This is a genomic window from Porphyrobacter sp. YT40 (genome assembly GCF_006542605.1).
Classification (GTDB): domain Bacteria; phylum Pseudomonadota; class Alphaproteobacteria; order Sphingomonadales; family Sphingomonadaceae; genus Erythrobacter.
This window is the reverse complement of record NZ_CP041222.1, coordinates 2,701,243-2,722,888: the sequence shown is the minus strand read 5'-3', so window position 1 is coordinate 2,722,888 and position 21,646 is coordinate 2,701,243. Positions and strand designations below refer to the sequence as shown.

Sequence of the window (21,646 nt, the reverse complement as noted above, 5' to 3'; positions counted from 1 at the left end):
CCCGCTTGGCATTTGCACCAAGGGGATCCTCACATGTTCCACTCGCTGCACGCGCCGGTGCTGTGTTCGCTGATCATCGTCCGCAGCCGGCCTGAGCTTGCCCGGGGCTCGGCGATCAGCAGTCTCGCTTTGTTCACCGTCCGACGGCAAGGCCGCCGCGAAGCGCGATTCGAGATCCTGCGCGCGGCCTTTGATCGGGACGCATCGCGCGCGAGCATCATCGACGGGTTGTGCGAGCGTATTCCGAAGGAAGCCGAACTGCTGGTGCGCGTGCCGAAGGTCGCCCCGTATTCATGGCGTCATGCCTTCGCCAGCGGTCAGGTTCCTGCGCCGACCGATGTCGACCTGATCCGTCGCAACCTGCCGAACACGACGCTCCTGCCGCTCAATGTCAGCGATGATCAGCTGATCGCTGCTGGTCAAAGCGTCGGCCTCGAAGTGCCAGGATCAGATCCCACGCCGCACAGGCGCAGGCGTCGAGCTCCTGAACAGGCGATGGCGCTATGGGCAATCTACACGAATGGCTTCTGCCGCAAGCCAGAGGCCCGCGCGCTCATGGCGGCATTCCGCGCCTGGCACACCATCGAACGGGTTCGTCCGCTGCCGTTCTGAACCGCGCAGCGTGACGAGGCCGATCGAAGAGCCTGCACGGCTCGCAATCGAACATCACACGAAGGGAGAGTGGGTTGCCGGGATCAACCCATGAAAGGAAAAAAGTATGAGTAATCTGCAGTTTACGTTCGTCGACGTCGAGGCCCTATGGGACGAGGAGCTCTATCACGCCTACCGCGCCGTCGATCCGCGCGGTGCCATGAAGATCGAGCGCGAGGAAAAGCACCTGCACCGCCTGCCTTGCAAGCGGATCGTGGCGGCGGCCGCCTTCGATATCGAGCTCGCAGATGCTGGCGCCATCAGCATCGGCGGTCTCAAGGCCTGGACCGAGCATGACTATGGCGGCGAGAAGGAGGTGGTCACCCAGCTGTTCGAGCACCTGCGCGGCAGACCCCAAACCCACGTGGTCACCTACGGTGGGCTGAGCGCCGAAATCCCGCTGTTCAACCTCGCCGGCATCGAGCACGAACTGATCCTGCCGCCGCAGCTGCGAACGGGTCAGCACGTCCGCTTCGGTGCATGGCGGCCGCATATCGACTTCGCGCTCACGATAAAGGGCAACGGCCGCGACTGGGCCCACATGACCGAGATCGGACTGAGGCTGGGGCTTCCGGGCGAGTTGTTCGCGGGCAAGGCCGACATTGCTGAGCCGCGCAGCAGCGAGGAATGGGAGGCGATGCGACACCGGGTGAGCACCGACTGCATCCTCACTGCCATGATCGCGCTCACCTACTGGCGGGCCAATGGTCACATCAAGCTCGACCAGTCGGCGGCGCTGCTCACGATCGCGGACTGGTGTCTGCGAAATCGCTGTGTCGTCGAGGCGCATGTCGAGCCGCTCACCTGGGTGCGGGCGGAGATGTTCGCGCGGATGGGAGCAGAGTGGGAGGCGGCGGCTTAGCTAAGCACCTGATGACGCGGCCTTAGGAAATCACATCTTAAGCTCCACGCCATCGTCGATGCCGACAAGACGCAGTGGTCTCCACACACCCATGCGCTCGAGGGGGAAAATTCGGACAGCCCGTCCCAGTTTTCCTCCTCGGTGGCTCGCTTAGTGGAGGACAGAAATTCCTATCTTGTCTTCGAGCTTCACGATTTCGTGGATGAGGAAGCACTGTTGTGAAACGGATCTACGACATCTGAAACAGTCTTGCTTTGGCTGTTCGGACTTTCGCAGGTTGCCAATATCCGTTCGTTCGACGAAGGTGCGCGTGCACATGGACTCCGAAGCTGATACTTGCCGAAAATTCATTGTTCCCAAGCTACAAGCGGCTGGCTGGGACGATCCACCTTGCACCATTCAAGAACAGCGGTCCTTCACCGATGGTCGTGTTGTTTTCGTCGGCGGAGTACCGCGCCGTGGTGCTCGAAAGCGGGCCGATTACATCCTCCGGTATCGCCCTGATTACCCCATTGCTGTAATCGAAGCGAAGGCAGGATACCGATCGGCGCAGGACGGTGTCCAACGAGCCCTAGCTCCGGGGGTGCTATCCGGAGTAAGTTATAGATGCTGAAGTTTGCATCTGCTGCTGCATTCGCTCTGGCTGCATTTTCAGCAGGGCAGCCAGGCGCCAGCGAAACTGCGCCAGCGCTGAGTCCGTTAGGTGTCGTCACTCCTGCAGGCTCGCATGTATTGTTCTACGATCGAACCCGGCTCTTGGTTCTCGACCCTTCACAAAAGGAAAGCGCCCAATGGCGCGCGCTCCTGCCTCCGGATGAGAGCGTCTTGGGTGGCGAACTGCAATGCAGCGCAGACGGAAAAGGGCTCTGCGTCGTTGGACTGGTGAAGCAGGATGAAAAGCGGCTCGGCATTGTCAGCGCTGAACGTGCCCAAATTACCGATACGGAGATTGTTTATCAAGAAATTCTGGCCGTTGGCTCGGCGCGGCAAATTTACATTTCGCGTTCCCGTGCGAACGGATCGCGGCAGGTGTTTTCGGTTGACGCCGAAGCGCCGAGTGCGAATCTGATCGGCACGCTTTCCAGGGATGAGAGGTTTGTGCTCTTGCCGATTGATGGCGTGTTAACTCCAGGCTTCGTCAGCGGTGCTGGCAAAGTGCGGTTTGCCGGATCGGATGGTCAAGCCAGCATTTCATCCGGAATTTTCAATGGCAGGAGCACCAGCGCAAGCGGTGTTTTTATCGCCAACGATCTTTTCCAGAAATACGCCGATGGGCGTGACAAGGCAATTTTTGGGCTGGGGGAGTACTCGCGCAAGGGTACCGGAGAACTCGTCCGGTCATTCGACGGCTTCGAAACGGTATTTCCATCGGAATCCATGCCGCTGCCGCCCCTCTATGCAATCGATCGGCTCGGGAATGCTGTCGGCCTCATGGCTCGAGAGGATGGTTTAGATTTGATTGCGCCGTGTGTTGTCAGTGAGGCCGACGGGAAATCGCGCAGGGCTTCAAAACAAATTCGAACGTTTCCCAATCTTACGCAGATCGGAGTTTACGGATCTGGTCGCGGAGAGGGAATAGTGCTGCGTGTCAGGCGACCCGGGGAAACCGAGAATGTCCTCTACGTCCGTTTTGAAGGTGCTGTACCTGCGCGATTCGGAGGATTGGCTTGTGATGCTTTAAAAGTCGCAATGGTGCCTCTTCGTCCCATACCGGGCACCTCGATGCCGCAAGGCTGGAAGGAGAGCGTACATGAAATGGTCCTTCAGGACGGGACCAAGATTGCTGGTACACTTTTGCGTCAGGAAGGTGTTCCAACTCGGAGATTGATCGTAGACGTTTATGGAGCCAGTGGGCTTCTCAGATCACAACTCGATGTTCCCAACGCGTTTCTTGAATCCGATGAAATGCGCGGGACGGCGATCTACTATCCGGTCTTGCCCGGCGACGGGAACTTCGGGTGGAGCTTTTCATCTGCTTCCCGATCCCCTGAAAGAGGCCGAGCCGTCAACGCACTTGCGGAACTGGTCGCTCTGGCAAAATCAGAGCTGCTGGCCAGTGGCGGCAAATTATATCTGAGGGGGGGGAGCGCAGGTGGCTGGCTGGCAATAAAGACGGCGCTTTCGAGGCCGGGTTTAGTCGATGAAGTAATCTCTATTTCAGGTGCATATTCGTTTGAACCGGAGGATGATGGTATCAAACTGGCCGACTTTTTTCGGGTCGAGGACAGTATCGCGAGTGGAGAGCTTGCAAACTGTGGCACGACGTTTTTTAGGCTGATCCATGGCACAGAAGACGCGAAAATTCCTTTTGCGCGCGTCCAGAAGTTTGGACAATTAATGTCGGCCAACAAATGTAAAGGTGCCTTGCACATTGCAGAAGGCGGCACTCATAATTTGACGAATTTCACGACATTTAAGAAAAATCCGGAAACCCGTAAACTAATGAATTGGGCATATGGGATTGACTGATGACGAACGTATGCCAAGAGTTCAAGAAAGAATTAGACCTCGAGGGTTCCTTTGAACCAATGCAGGACGAGCGATCAACAATGGCGCTTCGACGTAAGGGAGCGATACGTTTTTTTATTGTCACTATTGGTGCCGTTGCACTCAATGGGTGCAGCACGCTTACGGTTAAGCCGTCCGGTCAACCTGACTCTGTCCTTCAGGCGCGCCCTGTCGAGACAATCGGGGAGACAATTTCTCGTGAGCAGCAGGGCGAAGATGGATGTCTGGTTGCGGGCAATTTAAACAAGGGCAGGCGCTGCAGGGCGCTGACTGAACTGCTGACGCCTTCAGGGTCTCCCCGCTCTCCATAGCGCGAGGCTCAGTGACGTGATGGGGTGGACGGGGAGAGACGCCTCTTTAGAGCGTTTTCCACAGTGGCTGAATCGATGAGGATTCCGTTTCGGGCGCATCTCTGATTCAGAGTCCAAGCTGGCGAAGGAGGCCGGCTTGGATGTCGAAAGCGCTTTCCCAGGATTTACGTGACCGGGTTGTTGCGGCGATTGATGGTGGCCTGAGCCGCCGTTCTGCTGCAGCTCGCTTTGGAGTAAGTGTGTCGAGCGCCATCCGCTGGCACCAGCTTGCGCGAGAACACGGTCGAGCCGTTGCCAGAAAGCCCGGCGGCGACCAGCGCTCATCGAAGACCGAAGCCCACCACGAGCAGATCATGGCAATGCTGGAGGAGAACGGCGACATCACGCTTGCCGAGATACAGTCCGGACTTGCCGCAAGCGGCGTCAGCGTTGGGATCGGCACGCTGTGGCGGTTCTTTGATCGTCACCGGATCACGCGTAAAAAAAGTCCGGGCACGCGATCGAGCAAGACCGGCCCGACGTCCTGAGGCAGCGGCAGCGCTGGTTCGACGACCAACTCGATCTCGATCCTGAGCGCCTCGTGTTCATCGACGAGACGTGGACCGCTACGAACATGACCCGAAGCCATGGTCGGTGCCCGAAGGGCGAAAGGTTGCGCATGGGCTTCCCGCATGGTCATCGCAAAACGACGACGCTGGTCGCGGGCCTGCGTATGACCGGCATGGTCGCTCCGATGGTGCTCGACGGGCCGATCAACGGCGACTGGTTCGAAGCCTATGTCACCCAAGTGCTGGTGCCCGAACTCAAGCCCGGAGACGTGGTCATCATGGACAACCTGTCGAGCCACAAACGGATGGCGGTAAAGGAAAAGGTCGAAGCGGCCGGTGCCACGCTGCGCTTCCTCCCGCCCTATAGCCCCGACTTCAATCCAATCGAGAAGGCGTTCTCCCGTCTCAAGGCCATGCTGCGCAAGGCTGGCGAGCGCACCGTCCGCGGCCTCTGGGACCTGATCGGCAGGCTCGTCGACATCTTCCAACCGGACGAATGCGCCAATTACTTCAAATCTTGTAGATATGAACCAGAGTGATCGGAAAACGCTCTAGGCGAAGCCGGATTCAGCTTGGGGCTAGGCACCACAGATTCTGCCTTCGGCGCTTCAGTTATAGCCGCTGCATCAGGTGTAGGCTCCAGCCTCTCTACAGCGTCTTGCGAAGACGTGCCACGCGGCTTCTCGGCTGAGACTGGTGGCGCAGCTGCAATGAAATAGACAGCGATTAGCAGAAACACTGTCATCAGAGCTCCAGCGATCGCTGTGCCCCAGAATGCGCGCTCCGCCCTCTTCGCGGGCAGGGTCACCATCACATTGTATTCGTCGTCGCCTAGAAAGCGATAGAGCCGGAAACGCCAGTCGTTCCGCAAATCGCGTTGGATCGCAATGTAGTGCGCACCGCTAGCAATGACGGCTCCAACGTAAATCGTCAGGACTATCCCGATCAACATCGCTGCCGGGCCGATGAAGGCACCGTTCGTCGGTAGCGTGAGCCTCGCGACAATAAGGCCGATGTTGCCAAATACTGCGCTGATCACCGCGCCGCCGAGTGAGCGAGTAGTCTCAGACAGCTTCGCGGTGTCATCTGAAACTGATTTGCGCAGGTCGCTGAGCGCCTTCAGGGTATCCTTGCTTTGCTGTGTGACCCCAAAGTTGTAGGCGATCTTGGCACTCTCGAGCGCGGCGGGTAAGGTAACGGCTAGATCCTTCAAGCTTCCGTCTCGAAGCGAAGTTCTCGCCACTTCGGCAGCCAAAAGACCATGACGATTGTCGAGCTCGCGGCTATTTTCATACACCCAGCCCGCCGTAGATTGGAGCGTCGCAAACAAAGTTTGATCGATGCTCCCGTTAGTCTGAGAAAAGCGCGTCGGTGGCGGACCACGAAACAGCAGCCTTGCATCGGACTCAATTTCTTGTGCCAATGACGCTAGCAGCCGCTTAGTGGCGCGCTCTTTCCATGGCGCCATTGCCTCAACTTCAGCGCTCTGATCTGATGATCGTAGCAGCCAGCGGCCTATCTGGTCGCCAGGGCCACTCGGGCCAAGAACTCGCACGACCCGCGCAGGATTTGCTGGTGCATCAAGTGGGACAAACGGCTCGACGATTCCCCAAGGTGCATAAAGCACCGACAATGTTTCAACAGGTGCCCGCAACCCGTGGACCCAGACCACAGACGTGGCGGAGGGGCGATCAAGGAGTGCTCCAAACCCGGATTTCGTCAGGACAGCCTCGACCCCATCGGGTAATGGCATGCGAACTGCGGTGACCCGCACCCCTTCTCCGCTGGTGGGGAGTAGGTTGCGGGGTATCTCGCCGCCGGCGTCGCTTGCCAATACGTCATGCCAGCCATCGGCCTCCAGAAGGTCGACAATTGCCTCGGCCTCAGTTCCATTCAGCTGATTGACCGCAAGCCTCGCACGGGTCTCGGTAATGACAACGCGGCCAGCATCCACAAGCTCATTTAGCGCTTTAGCGAGTGCGATCTGGGAGGGTGCCATCTTCGATTAGCCTGCTCGGTCGGATCGTAAATACGACGCCTTCGGGGGTTTCTTGACGGATTACAGTGTTGCCTAACTCCTCAGCCGGGAACTCCAGCCGGACCTCCTCAGCTGTCCTTATGATGCGCCGTGGCTGTACCTGAAGCACTCTACGGTTGGGACGGAACTCAACATCTTGGAGGTTCTGCTTTCGCAGTCGTCGGCGAGTGGCGGCCTCCAAGCGGGCTCGCACCGCCTCGTCGTCAGGGCGATTGGCCGCATGCAAAACTGCGTCCACGACATCATCATTGGACACAACCGCCCGCCCTTGCAGTGCGACTTTTGCACGTGCCACTGCTCCGCCCACGTCACCCCTCGGCAAATCAGATCTTACGTCTTCCAGCGTGCCGCGTAACGCCTCGTTGAGCCTTGAAGACAATTCGTCATTGGAGCGGGATCGCGAAACACCGAGATAGCGCTCAAAATAATCTGTTAAATCAGGCGCTTCCTTCATTCGATCCGAAGCTGTGACGACCTCCTCTGTCACTCCCTCACGCACGCGCGCCAAACAGAATTTTTGGATAGCGCGTCGCTCCTTGACGAAGGCTTGAACGATAGCCCGCAGCACACTGCGCCCATCAGCCTCGGCCAATTCGACTGCCTCACGGTAATCATACTTGATCATGGCATAGAGCCTGGTTCCTTTGAGGTCAGATTGTAGTTCGACTACAAAGAAAGCCCCTGCGATGCTTTGCCTGACGTGCATCTCCCAAAACCGGCGGGCCAATTGCTGTCCGCCGGCTTCGAACTCAATTTCGTCCCGCGCCATCGACTCGATTATGGCCTTAACTGGGGAGTCTTCTGAGAACCTATGCACCCCATCGGCAGCTTCGGAAACAATCCGGGCCCGGAAAAACCCCTCTTGTTGGACCTCGATTTCGGGCTGCGGCACAAAATCTGCGTCGCGCTGACCCACAACATGAATGATCATCCGCGACACGCGAAGACTGTCCAGTTCCTCGTCCAATAAGTAGCTCAAAAGGCGCCCTCCTTGCCAAGCTATGGTGATCGCTCCCGCGGTCATTAGCAATGCAATATCAATATGAACGCACCATCTCCGTTTGGGGTCAAGGATCGCGGAGAGATGCGAGAGCTGCCAACCTGCAGTGCTCCCGTTATTCGCACGGATGGCAAAACCTTGGCACCTCCCAGCCCATGCATCTTACAAGCTTAGACCCAAAGCTTCGCCGGGAGGCGTGACTCTGGAAGCCATTCAGAGCCTATCCAGAGTGATTTGCCAAAGGTTTTGGTTCCCATTTTCGGACTCCATGGGGCACCACCTCCTCAAAGCAATCCGCATACCCCGCCCGGCAGGCTTCCTGTCAGCCGGCATTCACAATTCGCTTGCCGGTCGCCCCTGCGATTGGCTAGCCCTTGCGGACAACGCCATGCTCGAAGCTCCCTCCTATCATGCGATAGCGGCCATGGCGCTGACCATCGCCATGTTCGTCGCCTTCGTGCGCGGCCGCTATCCCGAAGAGATCATCTCGCTGGTGATCATCGCGGTGATCGGCGTCGGACTCTATTTCGCGCCGCTCGAAGGCACCAAGCCGACCGACGGGCTGGCGCTCGCCTTCGGCGGGTTCGGCCATTCGGCGCTGATCACGATCTGCGCGCTGATGATCCTCGGGCGCGGGCTGGTGGTGACCGGCGCCTTGGAACCCTTTGCCCGATTGCTGGAAAGCGTGTTCCGCTTCAGCCCGCAGATCGGCCTGTTGACCGCGCTGCTGCTCGCCTTCGGGATGTCGATGTTCGTCAACGACACGCCGGTGATGGTGCTGCTGATCCCGATCGTGGTGGCGATCGCGAGCAAGGGCCTGATGGCCTCGTCAAAGGTTCTCATGCCGCTCAATTGCGCGGTGCTTCTGGGCGGCATGGCGACCACCATCGGCACATCGACCAATATCCTTGTGGTGACGATTGCCGCCGATATCGGCCTGCCCGCTATGAGCGTCTTCGCCTTCACCCCGATCGTGCTGATGGCCGGGCTCGTCGCGATCCCCTATCTCTGGCTGGTCATGCCGCGCACGCTGCGCGACAACAGCACCGTGGGCGAGCAGGCGCGGCGCACCTTCCACACCCGGCTGCGCGTGGCTGCCAGCAGCGTGCTGGGGGGCGGCGACCTCTCGGCCGTGCAGAGCAAGCTGCCCGAGGGCATCACCGTCCACAGCGCACCCGCCGGCACGCTGCGTCCCGAAGATCGCCTGCGCATCTCGGGCACGCACGAAGCGCTCGAGGAAGCCGCGCGTGTGCTCAAGGGCGAGCTTGCCCCGGCATGGGTGCTCGACCGCATCCGCCGCATGTCCAAGTCCAAGGATCAGGATATCATGGCGGTCGAGATGACGGTGACGGCGGATTCGCGCCTCATCAGCCGGACGCTGGCAAGCTCGGGCATCGCCGATCTCTACGGTGTCGCGGTGCTCGGCATTCACCGGCCCAACCGCATTCTGGGCGAGCGGGACACCTATACCGAGGCGGGCGACCTGCGCATCCTCGAAGGTGACGTGCTGCTGGTAATGGGGATCGAGGACGACCTGCAAGCCTTTGCCCAGTCCGACGGGCTGCTGCGGCTCGAAGGCGCGCGCGAGCTGCCGCGTCGCTCCAAGGCTCTGCTGGCGGGCGCGATCATGCTGGGGGCGATCGCCACCGCCTCGGTCGGGCTGCCGTGGTTCGATGCCAACGGCTTTGCCCCGATCAAGCTGCCGATTGCGATTTCGGCGCTGGCGGGCGCGATCATCATGTTCGTGACCGGCTGCGTGAAGTTCGACCGCGTGGGCCGCGCGCTCTCGGCCAAGGTGATCGTGCTGATCGCAGCGAGCCTCGCCATCGGCCGCGTGATCGACGAGAGCGGTGCGGCCGAATGGCTGGGGCAGGCGCTCTCGCTCGGGCTGGGCTATCTGCCGCCCGCGCTGGTGCTTTCGGCGATCATGCTGTTCGTGACGCTGATCACCAACTTCGCCTCCAATGCCACCGCAGCGACGGTCGGCACGCCGATTGCCTACAATATCGCGGTGCAACTGGGCCTGCCGCCCGAGCCGCTGGTGCTGGCGGTGCTGTTCGGCTGCAACCTCTCCTTCGCGACGCCGATCGCCTATCAGACCAATCTGCTGATCATGTCCGAAGGCGGATACGAGTTCAGCGATTATGTCCGCGCCGGGGTTCCGCTGGTGGCGCTGATGGTAACGGTGCTCTCGGTGCTGCTGGTGCTGTGGTACGGGCTTTAGGGCAGTTTCCTACATCGGGCGGGCTGTGGCATGGTGGCCCGATGTCAGCGCTTTTCTCCATCGCGATGCGCCCGTTTTTTGAGGTTAAGGGGGGCTGTGCCAGGGCCGGGAGTTTTGTCTCTGGACAGTGTCTCATGTGTCTCCAACACAAGCGGAGATGAACGAAAGGGGCCGATGATGCGAGCAGGGATGATTCGGGCAGGAGCGAGCGCTCTGGCGCTGATGGCGCTGGCGGCAAGCCCGGCGCGGGCGGATGAATTGCGCGATGCGGTGGCCGCCGATCTGCCTGCGCTGGTCGAACTCTATCAGGATCTCCACGCGAACCCCGAGCTGAGCTTTCAGGAGGTGGAAACCGCCGCCAAGCTCGCGGCCCGTGCCCGTGCGCTGGGCTTCGAGGTGACCGAGGGCGTCGGCAAGACCGGCGTCGTCGCGGTGCTGCGCAACGGCGAGGGCCCCACGGTAATGCTGCGCGCCGATATGGACGGGCTGCCGGTGATCGAGCAGACCGGATTGCCCTACGCTTCCAAGCGCCGCGCGGTCGCCCAGAACGGCACCGAGACCGGGGTGATGCACGCCTGCGGGCACGACACCCACATGGCCGCCTGGATCGGCACCGCGCAGCAACTGGTCGCGCGCAAGGCCGATTGGTCGGGCACGCTGGTGATGATCCTCCAGCCCGCCGAGGAAATCGGGGAGGGCGCCAAGGCGATGCTGGACGACGGGCTGTTCACCCGCTTTCCCAAGCCCGACTACGTGCTCGCCTTCCACGATGCCGCGCAGTTTCCGGCCGGGCAGATCGGCTATGCCAAAGGCTTCGCACTCGCCAATGTCGATTCGGTCGATATCGTGGTGCCGGGCGTGGGCGGGCACGGGGCCTATCCGCACACCACCAAGGATCCGGTCGTGCTCGCCGCCAGCATCGTCATGCGGTTGCAGACGCTGGTGAGCCGCGAATTGAACCCGACCGATTCGGCGGTGGTCACGGTCGGCAGCTTTCAGGCGGGTGCCAAGCACAATATCATCCCCGATGAAGCCCGATTGCAGCTGACGGTGCGGAGCTATTCCGACAAGACCCGTGCGCAATTGCTCGAAGGGATCGCGCGGATCGCGCGGGGCGAGGCGATTGCGGCGGGCATGCCCGAAGACAAGCTGCCGCTTGTGACCGTGGCCGATCCTTATGTGCCCGCGACCTTCAACACGCCCGCGCTGACCGAGCGGGTGGTGGCACGCCTCCAGCCGCGCTTCGGCGAGAAGCTGTTCGAAGTGCCGGCGGTGATGGGCGGCGAGGATTTCAGCCAGTTCCACCGGGCAGACCGCGAGAACGTCGAATCGCTGATCCTGTGGGTTGGCGGGGTGCGCGCGAGCGAGTGGGACAAGGCGCAGGCGGGCGAGATTACGCTGCCCTCGCTCCATTCGCCCTTCTGGGCGCCCGATGCCCCGGTGGTGATCGCCACCGCGACCGAGGCGCTGACGGCAGCGACGCTCGACCTGATGGCGAAGAGATAGGCGCTGGCCTGCAACAAAATTGGCCGCCGGAATGACCTCTGCGACAGAGCATTCCGGCGGCCGTTTCTCCTCCCCAGGAGAACTGTGAAAGGGGGTTATTCCGACGCGGGAACGTAGGTGCCCAGGCGGTGGTGCAGGGCGTTGATCTTGGCCAGCTCTTCGCGGTCTTCGGTGTTGCGGGCGTGGCTTTCCAACGCACGGCGCAGCAACTTCATATCGGCGGTCGAGAGCAGCGCGCGGGCGCGGGCCGGTTCGGGGTTGGTGGTTTCGGTATCGCTCATCGTCACTCTCCTAGGGTGATTACCCGGCCAGCCTTAGGCGGCTTTGCGGGCAACCGGAAGGCCGCAATTCGCGAGCCTTCCGGCCTCTCCCTGAGGCTATGCTGCCTCGAACTGGTTCATCGTATTGTGGACGCCGCCCGCCTTCAGCGCGGCTTCGCCGGCGAAGTATTCCTTGTGATCGTCACCGATGTCGCTGCCCGACATGTTCTGGTGTTTCACACAGGCGATACCCTGACGGATCTCCTCGCGCTGCACGTTCTTGACGTAGCCGAGCATCCCGGCCTCGCCGAAGTACTCGCGGGCGAGATTGTCGGTGCTGAGCGCGGCGGTGTGGTAGGTCGGCAGGGTGATGAGGTGGTGGAAGATCCCGGCCCGCGCAGCGGCGTCGCGCTGGAAGGTGCGGATCTTCTCGTCGGCTTCGGCGGCGAGATCGGTGCCGTCGTAGTCGACGCTCATCAGCTTGGCCCGGTCATAGGCCGACACGTCCTTGCCCGCTTCGGCCCACGCGTCGAACACCTGCTGGCGGAAGTTCAGCGTCCAGTTGAAGCTGGGCGAGTTGTTGTAGACCAGCTTGGCGTTCGGGACGACTTCGCGGATGCGGTCGACCATGCCGGCGATCTGCTCGACGTGCGGCTTCTCGGTCTCGATCCAGAGCAGGTCGGCGCCGTTCTGGAGCGAGGTGATGCAATCGAGCACCACGCGGTCCTTGCCCGTGCCGGGGCGAAACTGGTAGAGGTTCGAAGGCAGGCGCTTGGGGGCGAGCAGCTTGCCGTCGCGGCTGATGAAGACCTGGCCGTTGGTGATGTTGGCGGGGTCAACCTCCTCGGCATCGAGGAAGCTGTTGTACTGGTCGCCAAGGTCGCCCGGCTCCTTCGAGAAGGCGATCTGCTTGGTGAGGCCGGCGCCGAGCGAGTCGGTGCGGGCGACGATGATGCCGTCTTCCACGCCCATTTCGAGGAAGGCGTGGCGGCAGGCGCGGATTTTCTGGAGGAAGTCCTCGTGCGGCACGGTGACCTTGCCATCCTGGTGGCCGCACTGCTTCTCGTCCGAGACCTGATTCTCGATTTGGAGCGCGCAGGCACCCGCCTCGATCATCTTCTTGGCGAGCAGGTAGGTGGCTTCCGCATTGCCGAAGCCCGCGTCGATATCGGCGATGATCGGCACGACGTGGGTTTCGTAATTGTCGATCGCGTTCTCGATGCGCTTGGCTTCCACCGCGTCACCGGCCTTGCGGGCAGCGTCGAGCGCGCGGAACATCATGCCGAGCTCGCGGGCGTCGGCCTGCTTGAGGAAGGTGTAGAGCTCCTCGATCAGCGCGGGCACCGAGGTCTTCTCGTGCATCGACTGGTCGGGCAGCGGGCCGAACTCGCTGCGCAGCGCGGCAACCATCCAGCCCGAAAGGTAGAGGTAGCGGCGCTTGGTCGAGCCGAAGTGCTTTTTGATCGCGATCATCTTCTGCTGCGCGATGAAGCCGTGCCAGCAGCCCAGCGACTGGGTGTATTGCGCGGTGTCGGCATCATAGGTGGCCATGTCGGCGCGCATGATCTTGGCGGTGTACTTGGCGATGTCGAGCCCGGTGCGGAAACGGTTCTGGATCACCATGCGGGCGGCACTCTCGGGGTCGATTGCTGCCCAGCTCGGCCCGTTCGCGGCGACGACACCCTGCATCTGGGTAATGGTGTTCTGGTAGGTCATAACGTTCTCCTGTCCAACCTGGGGAATGGTGCGGTGCCCGTGAGGACTCGCGCCGCTTGGTTGGTCAGGCTTTGCCGTGGTGCAGCGCAGCATGACAGGAAAACTTACAGAAAATCGTGTCGCTATGCGGACAATTGCCCGAAATATTGTGTCAATCAGTAAAATAATTTACAAAAGGTGCCATGGCCGACACCAACCTTCTCGCCGGACCCGCGCTGCGCCGACTGCGCAAGCGCGAAAGCCTCACGCAGGCCGCGATGGCCGGGATGCTCGGCATTTCGCCCTCCTACCTCAACCTGATCGAGCGCAACCAGCGTCCGCTATCCGCCCGGGTGCTGGTGCAGGTGATCGAACGCTTCGACTTCGACCCGCGCTCCCTGCGCGAGGACGAGGCGATCGGCGGGCTCGACGGGATGGCGCGGCGGCTTGCCGACAAGCGCTTTGCCGATCTCGGGATCGACCGCGAGGAGGTGCAGGAACTGCTCGCCGCCGCTCCGCAGGTCGCCGCCGCCTTCGCGCGGCTTTACGATACGGGCGGGGGCGAGCGGATCATGGTCGAGGACAGCGCCACTGCCGTCCGACGCGCCATCGAACGGTGGCAGAACCACTTCGCCGATCTCGATCACGCCGCCGAGGACCTGGCTGACGAGTTGCGGCTGTCGCGCGGCGAGATTGCTGCGGCCTTGTCCGAACGGCTGCGGGAAAAACACCAGTTGCAGGTGCGCATCCTGCCTGCCGAGGTCATGCCGGGGCAGGTCCACCGGCTCGATCTGCACGCCCGCCAGTTGCAGCTGTCCGAGATGCTCCCCGGTGCTGCACGGCGGTTCCAGATCGCGCGGCAGGTGGGGATGCTGGAGATGCGCGAGGGGATCGAACAACTCGTCGCGGGCGCCGGTCTCGCCAGCGGCGAGGCGCGCGATGCCTTGCGAGAACATATCGCCGATTACCTCGCGGGCGCGCTGCTGCTGCCCTACCGCCGCTTTCTGCGCGCCTGCGAGGCGACCGGATATGACCTCGCCGTACTGCAACGCCGTTTTGCCGTCAGCTTCGATCAGGTCGCCGCGCGGCTCACCACCTTGGGCCGCGTGGGCGAGCGGGGCCTGCCGTTCTTCATGGCGGTGATCGACCGGGCGGGGCGCATGACGCAGTTCACTTCGGGCGGAAGCGGCGCGCTCTACCCGCTCGACGGCGCGCGCGCGCCGGCCTGGGTGCCCTATGCCGCCTTCGAGCGGCCGGGCACCGTGCTGACGCAGGCCGTCACCTTCGGCGAGGGCGAGAGCGCGGCCACGGGTTCGGGGCGCCACTGGTTCACCATCACCCGCACGGTCGACGGCGACGGCGTGATGTGCGCCGGGCGGCGCGCGGTGGTGCTGGGGATCGAGGCGCGCTTTGCCGGTGACCTCGCCCACGCGCGCGGGGTCTCGCTCGACCGGCTCGATGCCGTCCCGCTGGGCGTGCCGTGCGGGCGCTGCGGCAAGACCGACTGCCTGACCCCGGCGCCCGCGCGCCTCGCCAGCACGCTGCCACGCCCGCGCGGCGGTTCGTGAGGCCCGCATTAACCACCGCAACCCGCAGGAAAGCGGCGCGCGCGGGGTGGTGTAAAATTTACCGACACTTAAGGACTGAGGCCTAGAAGCGTGGGGGCATGCACCAGAGGCCCCCCACGCGATGATCCGCCTGTTCAAGCATTATATCCCGCACGCCGTGCTGCTGCTCGGCCTGCTCGATCTCGGCTTGCTGGTGCTGGCGAGCGAGATCGCATGGCAGTGGCGCGCGCATCAGATCGGGATGGATCTCGGTCAGGTGGGCGATCGCGGGTTGGCGCTGTTCGGCACCGCCTCGGTGATCTGGCTGGCGATGATCGCTGTCGGGGTTTACGGCCCCAACGCCCTGCGATCCTTGCGTTTTGCAGGCGCACGGGTGCTGGTGGCAATCAGCCTAGGGATCATCGCGCTGGCGGTGATCGACTTCGTGATCCGCAGCGACATCTTCTGGCGATCGACCCTGCTCTATACCATGGGCCTTGCCATTCTGGTGCTGGTTGCCGACCGGCTGCTGCTCAATTCCTTCCTCGGCTCCTCCGCCTTCCGCCGCCGGGTGATGGTGCTGGGAGCGAGCGACCGCGCGGTGCGCCTGCGCGATCTGGGCGAGCGGCCCGAATCCGGCTTTGCCATCGTCGCCTTCATCGCGATGAGCGAGAGCGATCGCTGCCTCGATGAGGCGATCCCGCGCGCGGCGATCCACGATCTGGGTCGCTTCGTCGAGAATCTCGGCGTGTCCGAGGTGGTGCTCGCCTTGCAGGAACGCCGCAATGCCCTGCCCCTGAAGGACCTGCTCAGGATTAAGACCAAAGGCGTCCACGTCAACGATTTCTCCAGCTTCATTGAGCGCGAGACGGGCCGCGTCGATCTCGACACGATCAATCCCAGCTGGCTGATATTCTCGGACGGCTTTTCCAGCAGCCGGATGTTTTCGAGCGCCTCGAAGCGCATCTTCGATATTGTCGCGAGCACGATCCTGTTGGCGCTGACTTTCCCGGTTATCCTGCTCTTCGCCGGGCTGGTGAAGCTCGACAGCAAGGGCCCTGCCTTCTTCCGCCAGAAGCGCGTGGGGCTCTATGGCGAGCCTTTCACGCTCATCAAGCTGCGCTCGATGCGCACCGATGCCGAGAAGGACGGGGCCAAATGGGCCGAGGAAAACGACCCGCGCATCACCCGGCTCGGGCGCTTCATCCGCAAGGTGCGGATCGACGAGCTGCCCCAGACTTGGAGCGTGCTCAAGGGCGAGATGAGCTTCGTCGGTCCGCGCCCGGAGGTGCCTTCCTTTGTCGAAAGTCTGGAAGAGGAAATCCCCTTTTACAGCGAACGCCACATGGTGAAGCCCGGCATCACGGGCTGGGCGCAGATCAATTACCCCTACGGCGCCTCGGTCGAGGACAGCCGCTGCAAGCTCGAATATGATCTCTACTACGCCAAGAACTACACGCCCTTCCTCGATTTCGTGATCCTGTTGCAGACGCTGCGGGTGATCCTGTGGCCGGAGGGCGCGCGGTGATCTGGGCGGCTGCCATAGCGCCGCTGGCGGGCTTCTTCGCATGGCTGGCGGGCGCGGTGTTGAGCGCGGGCGCCTTGCTGTGGCTGTGGCGCCATGGGGAGCGCGCGCGGCCCGATCGGCCCGGTCTTATGCTGGCCGCTGGCGCGAGCGCGGTGTGGTGTTCGCTGGCCGCCGGGCTCGGGCCCGATCACGATGCGACGATCATCGCCGCGCTGGTGCGTAATCTGGCCCTGATCGCGACGATCTTCAGCCTGTTCGCCGCGGACGGCCGCTCGGCGAGCCTCAAGCCGGTGCGCCCGGTGATCGTCGCGCTGGTGATGGTGCAACTGCTGCAGCCGGTGGTGCTGCTGGTCGGCAGCCGCATCGCGGGCGATGCGCACGCACTGCGCGCGGTCTTCGAGGCGCGGGTGCTGATCGACATGCTGGTCTCGATCGGCGCGCTGATGCTGCTCCACAACCTATATGCAGGCGCGGCGAGCGCGATGCGGCCGGTGCTGCGCTGGACCGGGATCGGTCTGGCGGGGATCTTCGCCTACGATCTCAACCTCGCCACCATCGCCTATCTGAGCGGCACTGCACCTCCGGGATTGACCGACCTGCGCGGTGTATTTGCCGGCACCATGGCGGTGCTGTTCGCGCTGGGAATGAATGCCGCCGGGCCGCGGGTGCAGTTCAGCCCCTCGCGCACGGTGACCTTCCGCACGCTCTCGCTACTGCTGATCGGCGGCTATCTGGCCGCGATGGTGCTGGTGACCAAGTCGCTCGCGCTGCTGGGCGGCGACATGGCGCGCACCAGTCAGGTGATGTTTCTGGTGGCGGCGGTGCTGGCCGCCGCGATCGCCCTGCCATCGCCCCGGCTGCGCGGGTGGATGCGGGTGACGGCGACCAAGCACCTGTTCCAGCACCGCTACGATTACCGGCAGGAATGGCTGCGCTTCACCCGCACCATCGGCCACGGAGGCACCGGCAGTGCCAGTCTCGAGGAACGCGCGGTCAAGGCGCTCGCCGACATCACCGAAAGCCCCGCCGGCCTGCTGCTGATGCCCAATGACGAAGCCCGGCTCGAACTCACCGCACGCTGGAACTGGCCGACTATCGCGGTCCCGGCGCTGGCGAGCGATTTCGTGCTGGCCGGGATGCTCGAACAGCACAATCTGGTGCTCGCGCTTGACGAGGCGCGGCGCGGCGTCGATCACCATGGCGAGGGCGCACACGTGCCCGAATGGCTGATCGAGGCCGAGGATGCCTGGGCGCTGGTGCCGCTGATCCATTTCGACCGCCTGGTGGGCGCGATCGTGCTTGCCCGCCCGCGCAATCCGCGCCAGCTCGACTGGGAGGACTTTGACCTGCTGCGCACAGCCGGGCAGCAGCTGGCGAGCTATCTCGCCGAACAGGCCGGGCAGCAGGCGCTGATGGACGCGAGCCGCTTCGATGAGTTCAACCGTCGCATGGCCTTCGTGATGCACGACATCAAGAACCTCGTCAGCCAGCTCACCCTGCTTGCCGCCAATGCCGAAAAGCACGCCGACAACCCGGCCTTCCGCGCCGACATGCTGGTGACCTTGCGCAATTCGGCCGACAAGCTTTCGGCGCTGCTGGCGCGGCTCGGGCGCTATGGTTCGGGGCAGGTCAATGCGACAGGCCCGATCGAGCTGGTCGATCTGGCGCGCGGCATCGCTGCCCGGTTTAAGGGCGTGCACCCCGTCGCGCTGACCCGCGAGGTTCCGGTCGAGGTGATGGGCAACCGCGAGGCGCTGGAACAGGCGTTGATCCATTTGGTGCAGAACGCGATCGATGCGACCGAGGGCGATCTTCCGGTGTTCCTCGATGTCTCGGCCGAGGGGCTGCACGGCGCGATCGACGTGGTCGATTCCGGGCAGGGCATGACGCCGGAATTCATCCGCAGCGGTCTGTTCAAGCCTTTCGTCTCGTCCAAATCGGGCGGGTTCGGGATCGGCGCGTTCGAAGCGCGCGAACTCATCAAGGCGATGGGCGGGCGGATCGCGGTGGAAAGCCGCAAGGGGCTCGGCACGCGCTTTTCGGTGGTGCTGCCGCGCGCCGAAGCGGTGCGACTGGCCGGTGCCGAAACCGATATTCAAGAGGTTGCATAATGGCTGCTGCTGACAGGAAACCCGTGCTGCTGGTGATCGAGGACGATCCCGGCCTGCAGGCCCAGCTCAAATGGGCCTATGACGATTTCGAGGTGGTGATCGCGGGCGACCGCGACAGCGCGATTGCGGCGCTGCGATCGGAGATGCCGGGCGTGGTTACGCTCGATCTCGGCCTGCCGCCCGATCCCGACGGCACGACCGAGGGCTTTGCCGTGCTCGATGCGATCATGGCGCTGAAGCCCGACACCAAGGTGATTGTCGCCTCGGGCCACGGCGCACGCGAAAGCGCGCTCGCGGCGATCGCGCGCGGGGCCTATGATTTCTACCAGAAGCCGATCGATATCGACGCGCTGGGCCTGATCGTACGCCGCGCTTTCAACCTGCGTGCGATCGAGGAAGAGAACCGCCGCTTGGTCGCCTCATCGAGCGCCGACAAGACCGTGCTCGGCCGGATGATCACCGGCGCGCCCGAAATGGTGAAGGTCGCGCGCACCATCGAACGTGTCGCCAAGACCAGCGTCTCCGTAATGCTGCTGGGCGCGAGCGGGACGGGGAAGGAACTGCTGGCGAAGGGCCTGCACGATGCCAGCGACCGCGCGGGCGGGCCTTTCGTTGCGATCAACTGCGCCGCGATCCCGGAAAACCTGCTCGAAAGCGAGCTGTTCGGGCACGAAAAGGGCGCATTCACCGGCGCAGTCAAAACCACCGAGGGCAAGATCGAAAACGCCGACGGCGGCACCCTGTTTCTCGACGAGGTCGGCGACATTCCGTTGCCGCTTCAGGTCAAGCTGCTGCGCTTCCTGCAGGAACGCACCATCGAGCGCGTCGGCGGGCGCAAGGCGATTGCGGTCAACACCCGGATTGTCTGCGCGACCCACCAGAACCTCGAGAGCATGATCGCCGCAGGGGCCTTCCGCGAGGATCTGTTCTATCGACTTGCGGAGATCGTCGTGCGCATTCCTGGCCTTGCCGAAAGGCATGGCGATCCGGTGCTGCTCGCCAAGGCCTTCCTCAAGCGCTTTGCCGCCGAAATGAACCCGGCGGTGACCGGCTTTGCCCCCGATGCGCTCGCCGCGATCGACGCGCATGACTGGCCGGGCAATGTCCGCGAGCTGGAAAACCGGGTGAAGCGCGCGGTGATCATGGCCGATGGCAAGCTGGTGAATGCCGAGGATCTCGATTTCGGCGCGGGCGAGGAAGGAGATGCCGATGTGCTCAACCTCAAGGCCGCGCGCGAGGCTGCCGATCGCCGGGTGATCCGCCACGCGCTCGCCCGCAGTGAGGGCAATATCTCGAGCACCGCCAAGCTGCTCGGGATCAGCCGCCCGACGCTGTATGATCTCCTCAAGCAGTATGACCTGCAGGCCTAGAGCCACTGCCGCGCTGATCGCGGCAGCATTGGTGCTGGGGCTGGCCGGGTGCGGCGAGGAGATCGAGGACACCCCGCCGCGCCCGCCCGTGGCAGGCGGTGCGGTGCTGGCCCGTCTGCTTGCCGATGCCGATGCCGCCATGGCGCGCGGCGCGCTGCCCGATGCGGCGCGGATGCTCGATGAAGCGCGCAGCCTTGCGCCTGAAAGTCCCGATCTGTGGGTCGCGATTGCCCGGCTGCGGCTGCGCGGCGGGGAGCACCTGACCGCGCTCGAAGCAGCGGACCGCGCGCTCGCTTTCGGGCCCGACCATGCCCCGGCGCTGCTGCTGCGCGCGCAGATGGTGCGCGATGCCCACGGGCCGCTCGACGCGCTGCGCTGGTTTGCCGCCGCGCGCAAGGCTGCGCCCGACAATCCCGATATCCTTGCCGAATACGCCGCCACGCTGGGCGATGCCGGGCGGGCGGGTGCGATGCTCAAGATGGTGCGGGTGCTCGCCGAGGTCGCGCCGGATGATCCGCGCGTGCCTTGGCTGCAGGCCGTGCTCGCCGCGCGCGGGGGCGAATATGGCCTTGCCCGCAGCCTGCTCGAGCGCAGCGGCATGGCGCAGCGCGAAGTTCCGGCGGCGCTGCTGCTCGATGCGCTGATTTCTCTCGAGGAAGGCAATGCCGACAGTGCGGCGGCCACGCTAGAAACGCTCTCGGCCCGCCAGCCCGCCAATGCCCGGGTGCGCGAGCTGCTGGCGCGCGCGCTGTTTGAGGGCGGGCGTGAGGACGCATTGATCGCGCGCTTCGGCCCGGAGGCGGCGCTGCCCGAGGCCTCGCCCTATCTCGTCATGCTGGTCGCTCGCGCGCATGAGCGGCGCGGGGATCGCGCCACGGCCGCGCCCTTGCTGGCGCGCGCCTATGGAGCGATGCGCGCTGGCCCCGTGGTGCTGGCGGTGCGTGACGGCCTGCCTGTCCCCACCGCAGAGACCCGCGCGGCGCTGCTTGCCGGCAATCGCGATGGCGCCCGCACCGGGGCGGAGGCGCTGCGCCAGCGCTTTCCGGCCTCGGCTGATGTGGCGAGCCTCGCTGGCGATGCCTTCATGGGGGCAGGCGACGCGCAGGCCGCGCTCACTGCCTATGGCCTCGCCGCCGAGGCGCGCCGCCCCTGGCCGCTGGCGCGCAAGACCATTGCCGCCTTTCAGCGCAGCGGCAGGGGCGAGGTGGCCGATCTGCTCCTCATCCGGCAGATGGCCGGCGATCCCCAGACCACGAGTGCGGCCTTCGCACTGGCCGAGCGGTTGGCGGCGGGGGGGGACTGGGCCGGGGCGGCGGCATTGCTCGACCATGCGATCCGGCTCGGGGCAGGGCACGACCCGGCGCTGCTCCGCCTCAGGCTGCGCGCCGCGCAGGCGCTGGAGGACAAGCCGGGCGAGGCGCGCTTTGCCGCCGTGCTCGCCGAGGTGCAGCCGCGCGCGCTTTCGCCGCGATAGGGCACCGCGCCAG

The 21,646-nt window shown here is 63.6% G+C and carries 15 protein-coding genes and 1 pseudogene; 12 read left to right on the top strand and 4 right to left on the bottom strand.

Annotated elements, in window-relative coordinates; genetic code table 11:
* Positions 1-33: 33 nt before the first annotated feature.
* The 5 genes and pseudogenes from E2E27_RS12730 (at position 34) to E2E27_RS12710 (ending at position 5,419) form a co-directional block, all read left to right on the top strand.
* The gene (locus E2E27_RS12730; RefSeq protein ID WP_141459694.1) at positions 34-612 is read left to right on the top strand and encodes a hypothetical protein; all 579 of its coding nucleotides are present in this window, start codon (positions 34-36) and stop codon (positions 610-612) included.
* A 106-nt stretch (positions 613-718) separates the two neighbouring features.
* A complete protein-coding gene (locus E2E27_RS12725; protein WP_141459691.1) occupies positions 719-1,513 on the top strand; it encodes a hypothetical protein in 795 nt (264 codons plus the stop codon).
* A 316-nt stretch (positions 1,514-1,829) separates the two neighbouring features.
* Positions 1,830-2,084: pseudogene (locus E2E27_RS19250) on the top strand (type I restriction endonuclease subunit R); the annotation flags it as partial.
* 35 nt (positions 2,085-2,119) lie between these two features.
* A complete protein-coding gene (locus tag E2E27_RS12715) occupies positions 2,120-3,982 on the top strand; it encodes an alpha/beta hydrolase family protein (protein ID WP_141459689.1) in 1,863 nt (620 codons plus the stop codon).
* A gap of 490 nt (positions 3,983-4,472) precedes the next feature.
* Positions 4,473-5,419, top strand: a protein-coding gene (locus E2E27_RS12710; RefSeq protein ID WP_141459687.1) for an IS630 family transposase whose coding sequence is annotated in 2 segments (ribosomal slippage) — positions 4,473-4,812 and positions 4,812-5,419 — 948 coding nt in all. Because the reading frame shifts where the segments join, the coding sequence is not laid out codon by codon here.
* On the opposite strand, the gene E2E27_RS12705 is transcribed toward E2E27_RS12710, so the two are convergent.
* Both E2E27_RS12705 and E2E27_RS12700 read right to left on the bottom strand, forming a co-directional pair.
* A complete protein-coding gene (locus tag E2E27_RS12705; protein ID WP_141459685.1) occupies positions 5,386-6,879 on the bottom strand; it encodes a hypothetical protein in 1,494 nt (497 codons plus the stop codon). The two genes, E2E27_RS12710 and E2E27_RS12705, sit on opposite strands and share 34 nt — an antisense overlap.
* A complete protein-coding gene (locus E2E27_RS12700) occupies positions 6,851-7,897 on the bottom strand; it encodes a hypothetical protein (protein WP_181443436.1) in 1,047 nt (348 codons plus the stop codon). Before E2E27_RS12700 ends, E2E27_RS12705 begins: the two co-directional genes overlap by 29 nt.
* A gap of 409 nt (positions 7,898-8,306) precedes the next feature.
* Between E2E27_RS12700 and E2E27_RS12695 the strand changes: the two genes are divergently transcribed.
* Both E2E27_RS12695 and E2E27_RS12690 read left to right on the top strand, forming a co-directional pair.
* Positions 8,307-10,142, top strand: coding sequence for an SLC13 family permease (locus E2E27_RS12695; RefSeq protein WP_141459681.1), 1,836 nt, complete (start codon positions 8,307-8,309; stop codon positions 10,140-10,142).
* Between the two features lie 189 nt (positions 10,143-10,331).
* Positions 10,332-11,648, top strand: coding sequence for an amidohydrolase (locus E2E27_RS12690; RefSeq protein ID WP_234036048.1), 1,317 nt, complete (start codon positions 10,332-10,334; stop codon positions 11,646-11,648).
* A 95-nt stretch (positions 11,649-11,743) separates the two neighbouring features.
* Here E2E27_RS12690 and E2E27_RS12685 read toward each other — a convergent pair whose 3' ends face one another.
* Positions 11,744-11,929, bottom strand: coding sequence for a hypothetical protein (locus E2E27_RS12685; protein WP_141459677.1), 186 nt, complete (start codon positions 11,927-11,929; stop codon positions 11,744-11,746).
* A gap of 96 nt (positions 11,930-12,025) precedes the next feature.
* Entirely contained in the window at positions 12,026-13,624 is a 1,599-nt protein-coding gene (locus E2E27_RS12680; protein ID WP_141459675.1) for an isocitrate lyase, read from the bottom strand.
* Between the two features lie 182 nt (positions 13,625-13,806).
* Here E2E27_RS12680 and E2E27_RS12675 point away from each other — a divergent pair, with 182 nt between their 5' ends.
* From E2E27_RS12675 to E2E27_RS12655, 5 genes are all read left to right on the top strand, one after another.
* Positions 13,807-15,171, top strand: coding sequence for a helix-turn-helix domain-containing protein (locus E2E27_RS12675; RefSeq protein ID WP_141459673.1), 1,365 nt, complete (start codon positions 13,807-13,809; stop codon positions 15,169-15,171).
* Positions 15,172-15,292: 121 nt separating this feature from the next.
* Positions 15,293-16,678: a TIGR03013 family XrtA/PEP-CTERM system glycosyltransferase gene (locus E2E27_RS12670; protein WP_141459671.1), complete on the top strand. Its 1,386-nt coding sequence runs from the start codon at positions 15,293-15,295 to the stop codon at positions 16,676-16,678.
* Positions 16,657-18,789, top strand: coding sequence for an XrtA/PEP-CTERM system histidine kinase PrsK (prsK, locus tag E2E27_RS12665; RefSeq protein WP_141459669.1), 2,133 nt, complete (start codon positions 16,657-16,659; stop codon positions 18,787-18,789). The genes E2E27_RS12670 and prsK overlap by 22 nt, the downstream gene beginning before the upstream one ends.
* The gene (prsR, locus tag E2E27_RS12660) at positions 18,789-20,159 is read left to right on the top strand and encodes a PEP-CTERM-box response regulator transcription factor (protein WP_141459667.1); all 1,371 of its coding nucleotides are present in this window, start codon (positions 18,789-18,791) and stop codon (positions 20,157-20,159) included. The genes prsK and prsR overlap by 1 nt, the downstream gene beginning before the upstream one ends.
* Entirely contained in the window at positions 20,143-21,633 is a 1,491-nt protein-coding gene (locus E2E27_RS12655; RefSeq protein WP_181443435.1) for a tetratricopeptide repeat protein, read from the top strand. Before prsR ends, E2E27_RS12655 begins: the two co-directional genes overlap by 17 nt.
* The last annotated feature ends 13 nt before the right edge of the window (positions 21,634-21,646 follow it).

Excerpts from the sequence above, each read along its gene's own strand:
- E2E27_RS12730 (WP_141459694.1), top strand. The coding sequence starts at position 34 with ATGTTCCACTCGCTGCACGCGCCGGTGCTGTGTTCGCTGATCATCGTC.
- E2E27_RS12725 (WP_141459691.1), top strand. The coding sequence starts at position 719 with ATGAGTAATCTGCAGTTTACGTTCGTCGACGTCGAGGCCCTATGGGAC.
- E2E27_RS12715 (WP_141459689.1), top strand. The coding sequence starts at position 2,120 with ATGCTGAAGTTTGCATCTGCTGCTGCATTCGCTCTGGCTGCATTTTCA.
- E2E27_RS12705 (WP_141459685.1), bottom strand. The coding sequence starts at position 6,879 with ATGGCACCCTCCCAGATCGCACTCGCTAAAGCGCTAAATGAGCTTGTG.
- E2E27_RS12695 (WP_141459681.1), top strand. The coding sequence starts at position 8,307 with ATGCTCGAAGCTCCCTCCTATCATGCGATAGCGGCCATGGCGCTGACC.
- E2E27_RS12690 (WP_234036048.1), top strand. The coding sequence starts at position 10,332 with ATGATTCGGGCAGGAGCGAGCGCTCTGGCGCTGATGGCGCTGGCGGCA.
- E2E27_RS12685 (WP_141459677.1), bottom strand. The coding sequence starts at position 11,929 with ATGAGCGATACCGAAACCACCAACCCCGAACCGGCCCGCGCCCGCGCG.
- E2E27_RS12680 (WP_141459675.1), bottom strand. The coding sequence starts at position 13,624 with ATGACCTACCAGAACACCATTACCCAGATGCAGGGTGTCGTCGCCGCG.
- E2E27_RS12675 (WP_141459673.1), top strand. The coding sequence starts at position 13,807 with ATGGCCGACACCAACCTTCTCGCCGGACCCGCGCTGCGCCGACTGCGC.
- E2E27_RS12670 (WP_141459671.1), top strand. The coding sequence starts at position 15,293 with ATGATCCGCCTGTTCAAGCATTATATCCCGCACGCCGTGCTGCTGCTC.
- prsR (WP_141459667.1), top strand. The coding sequence starts at position 18,789 with ATGGCTGCTGCTGACAGGAAACCCGTGCTGCTGGTGATCGAGGACGAT.
- E2E27_RS12655 (WP_181443435.1), top strand. The coding sequence starts at position 20,143 with ATGACCTGCAGGCCTAGAGCCACTGCCGCGCTGATCGCGGCAGCATTG.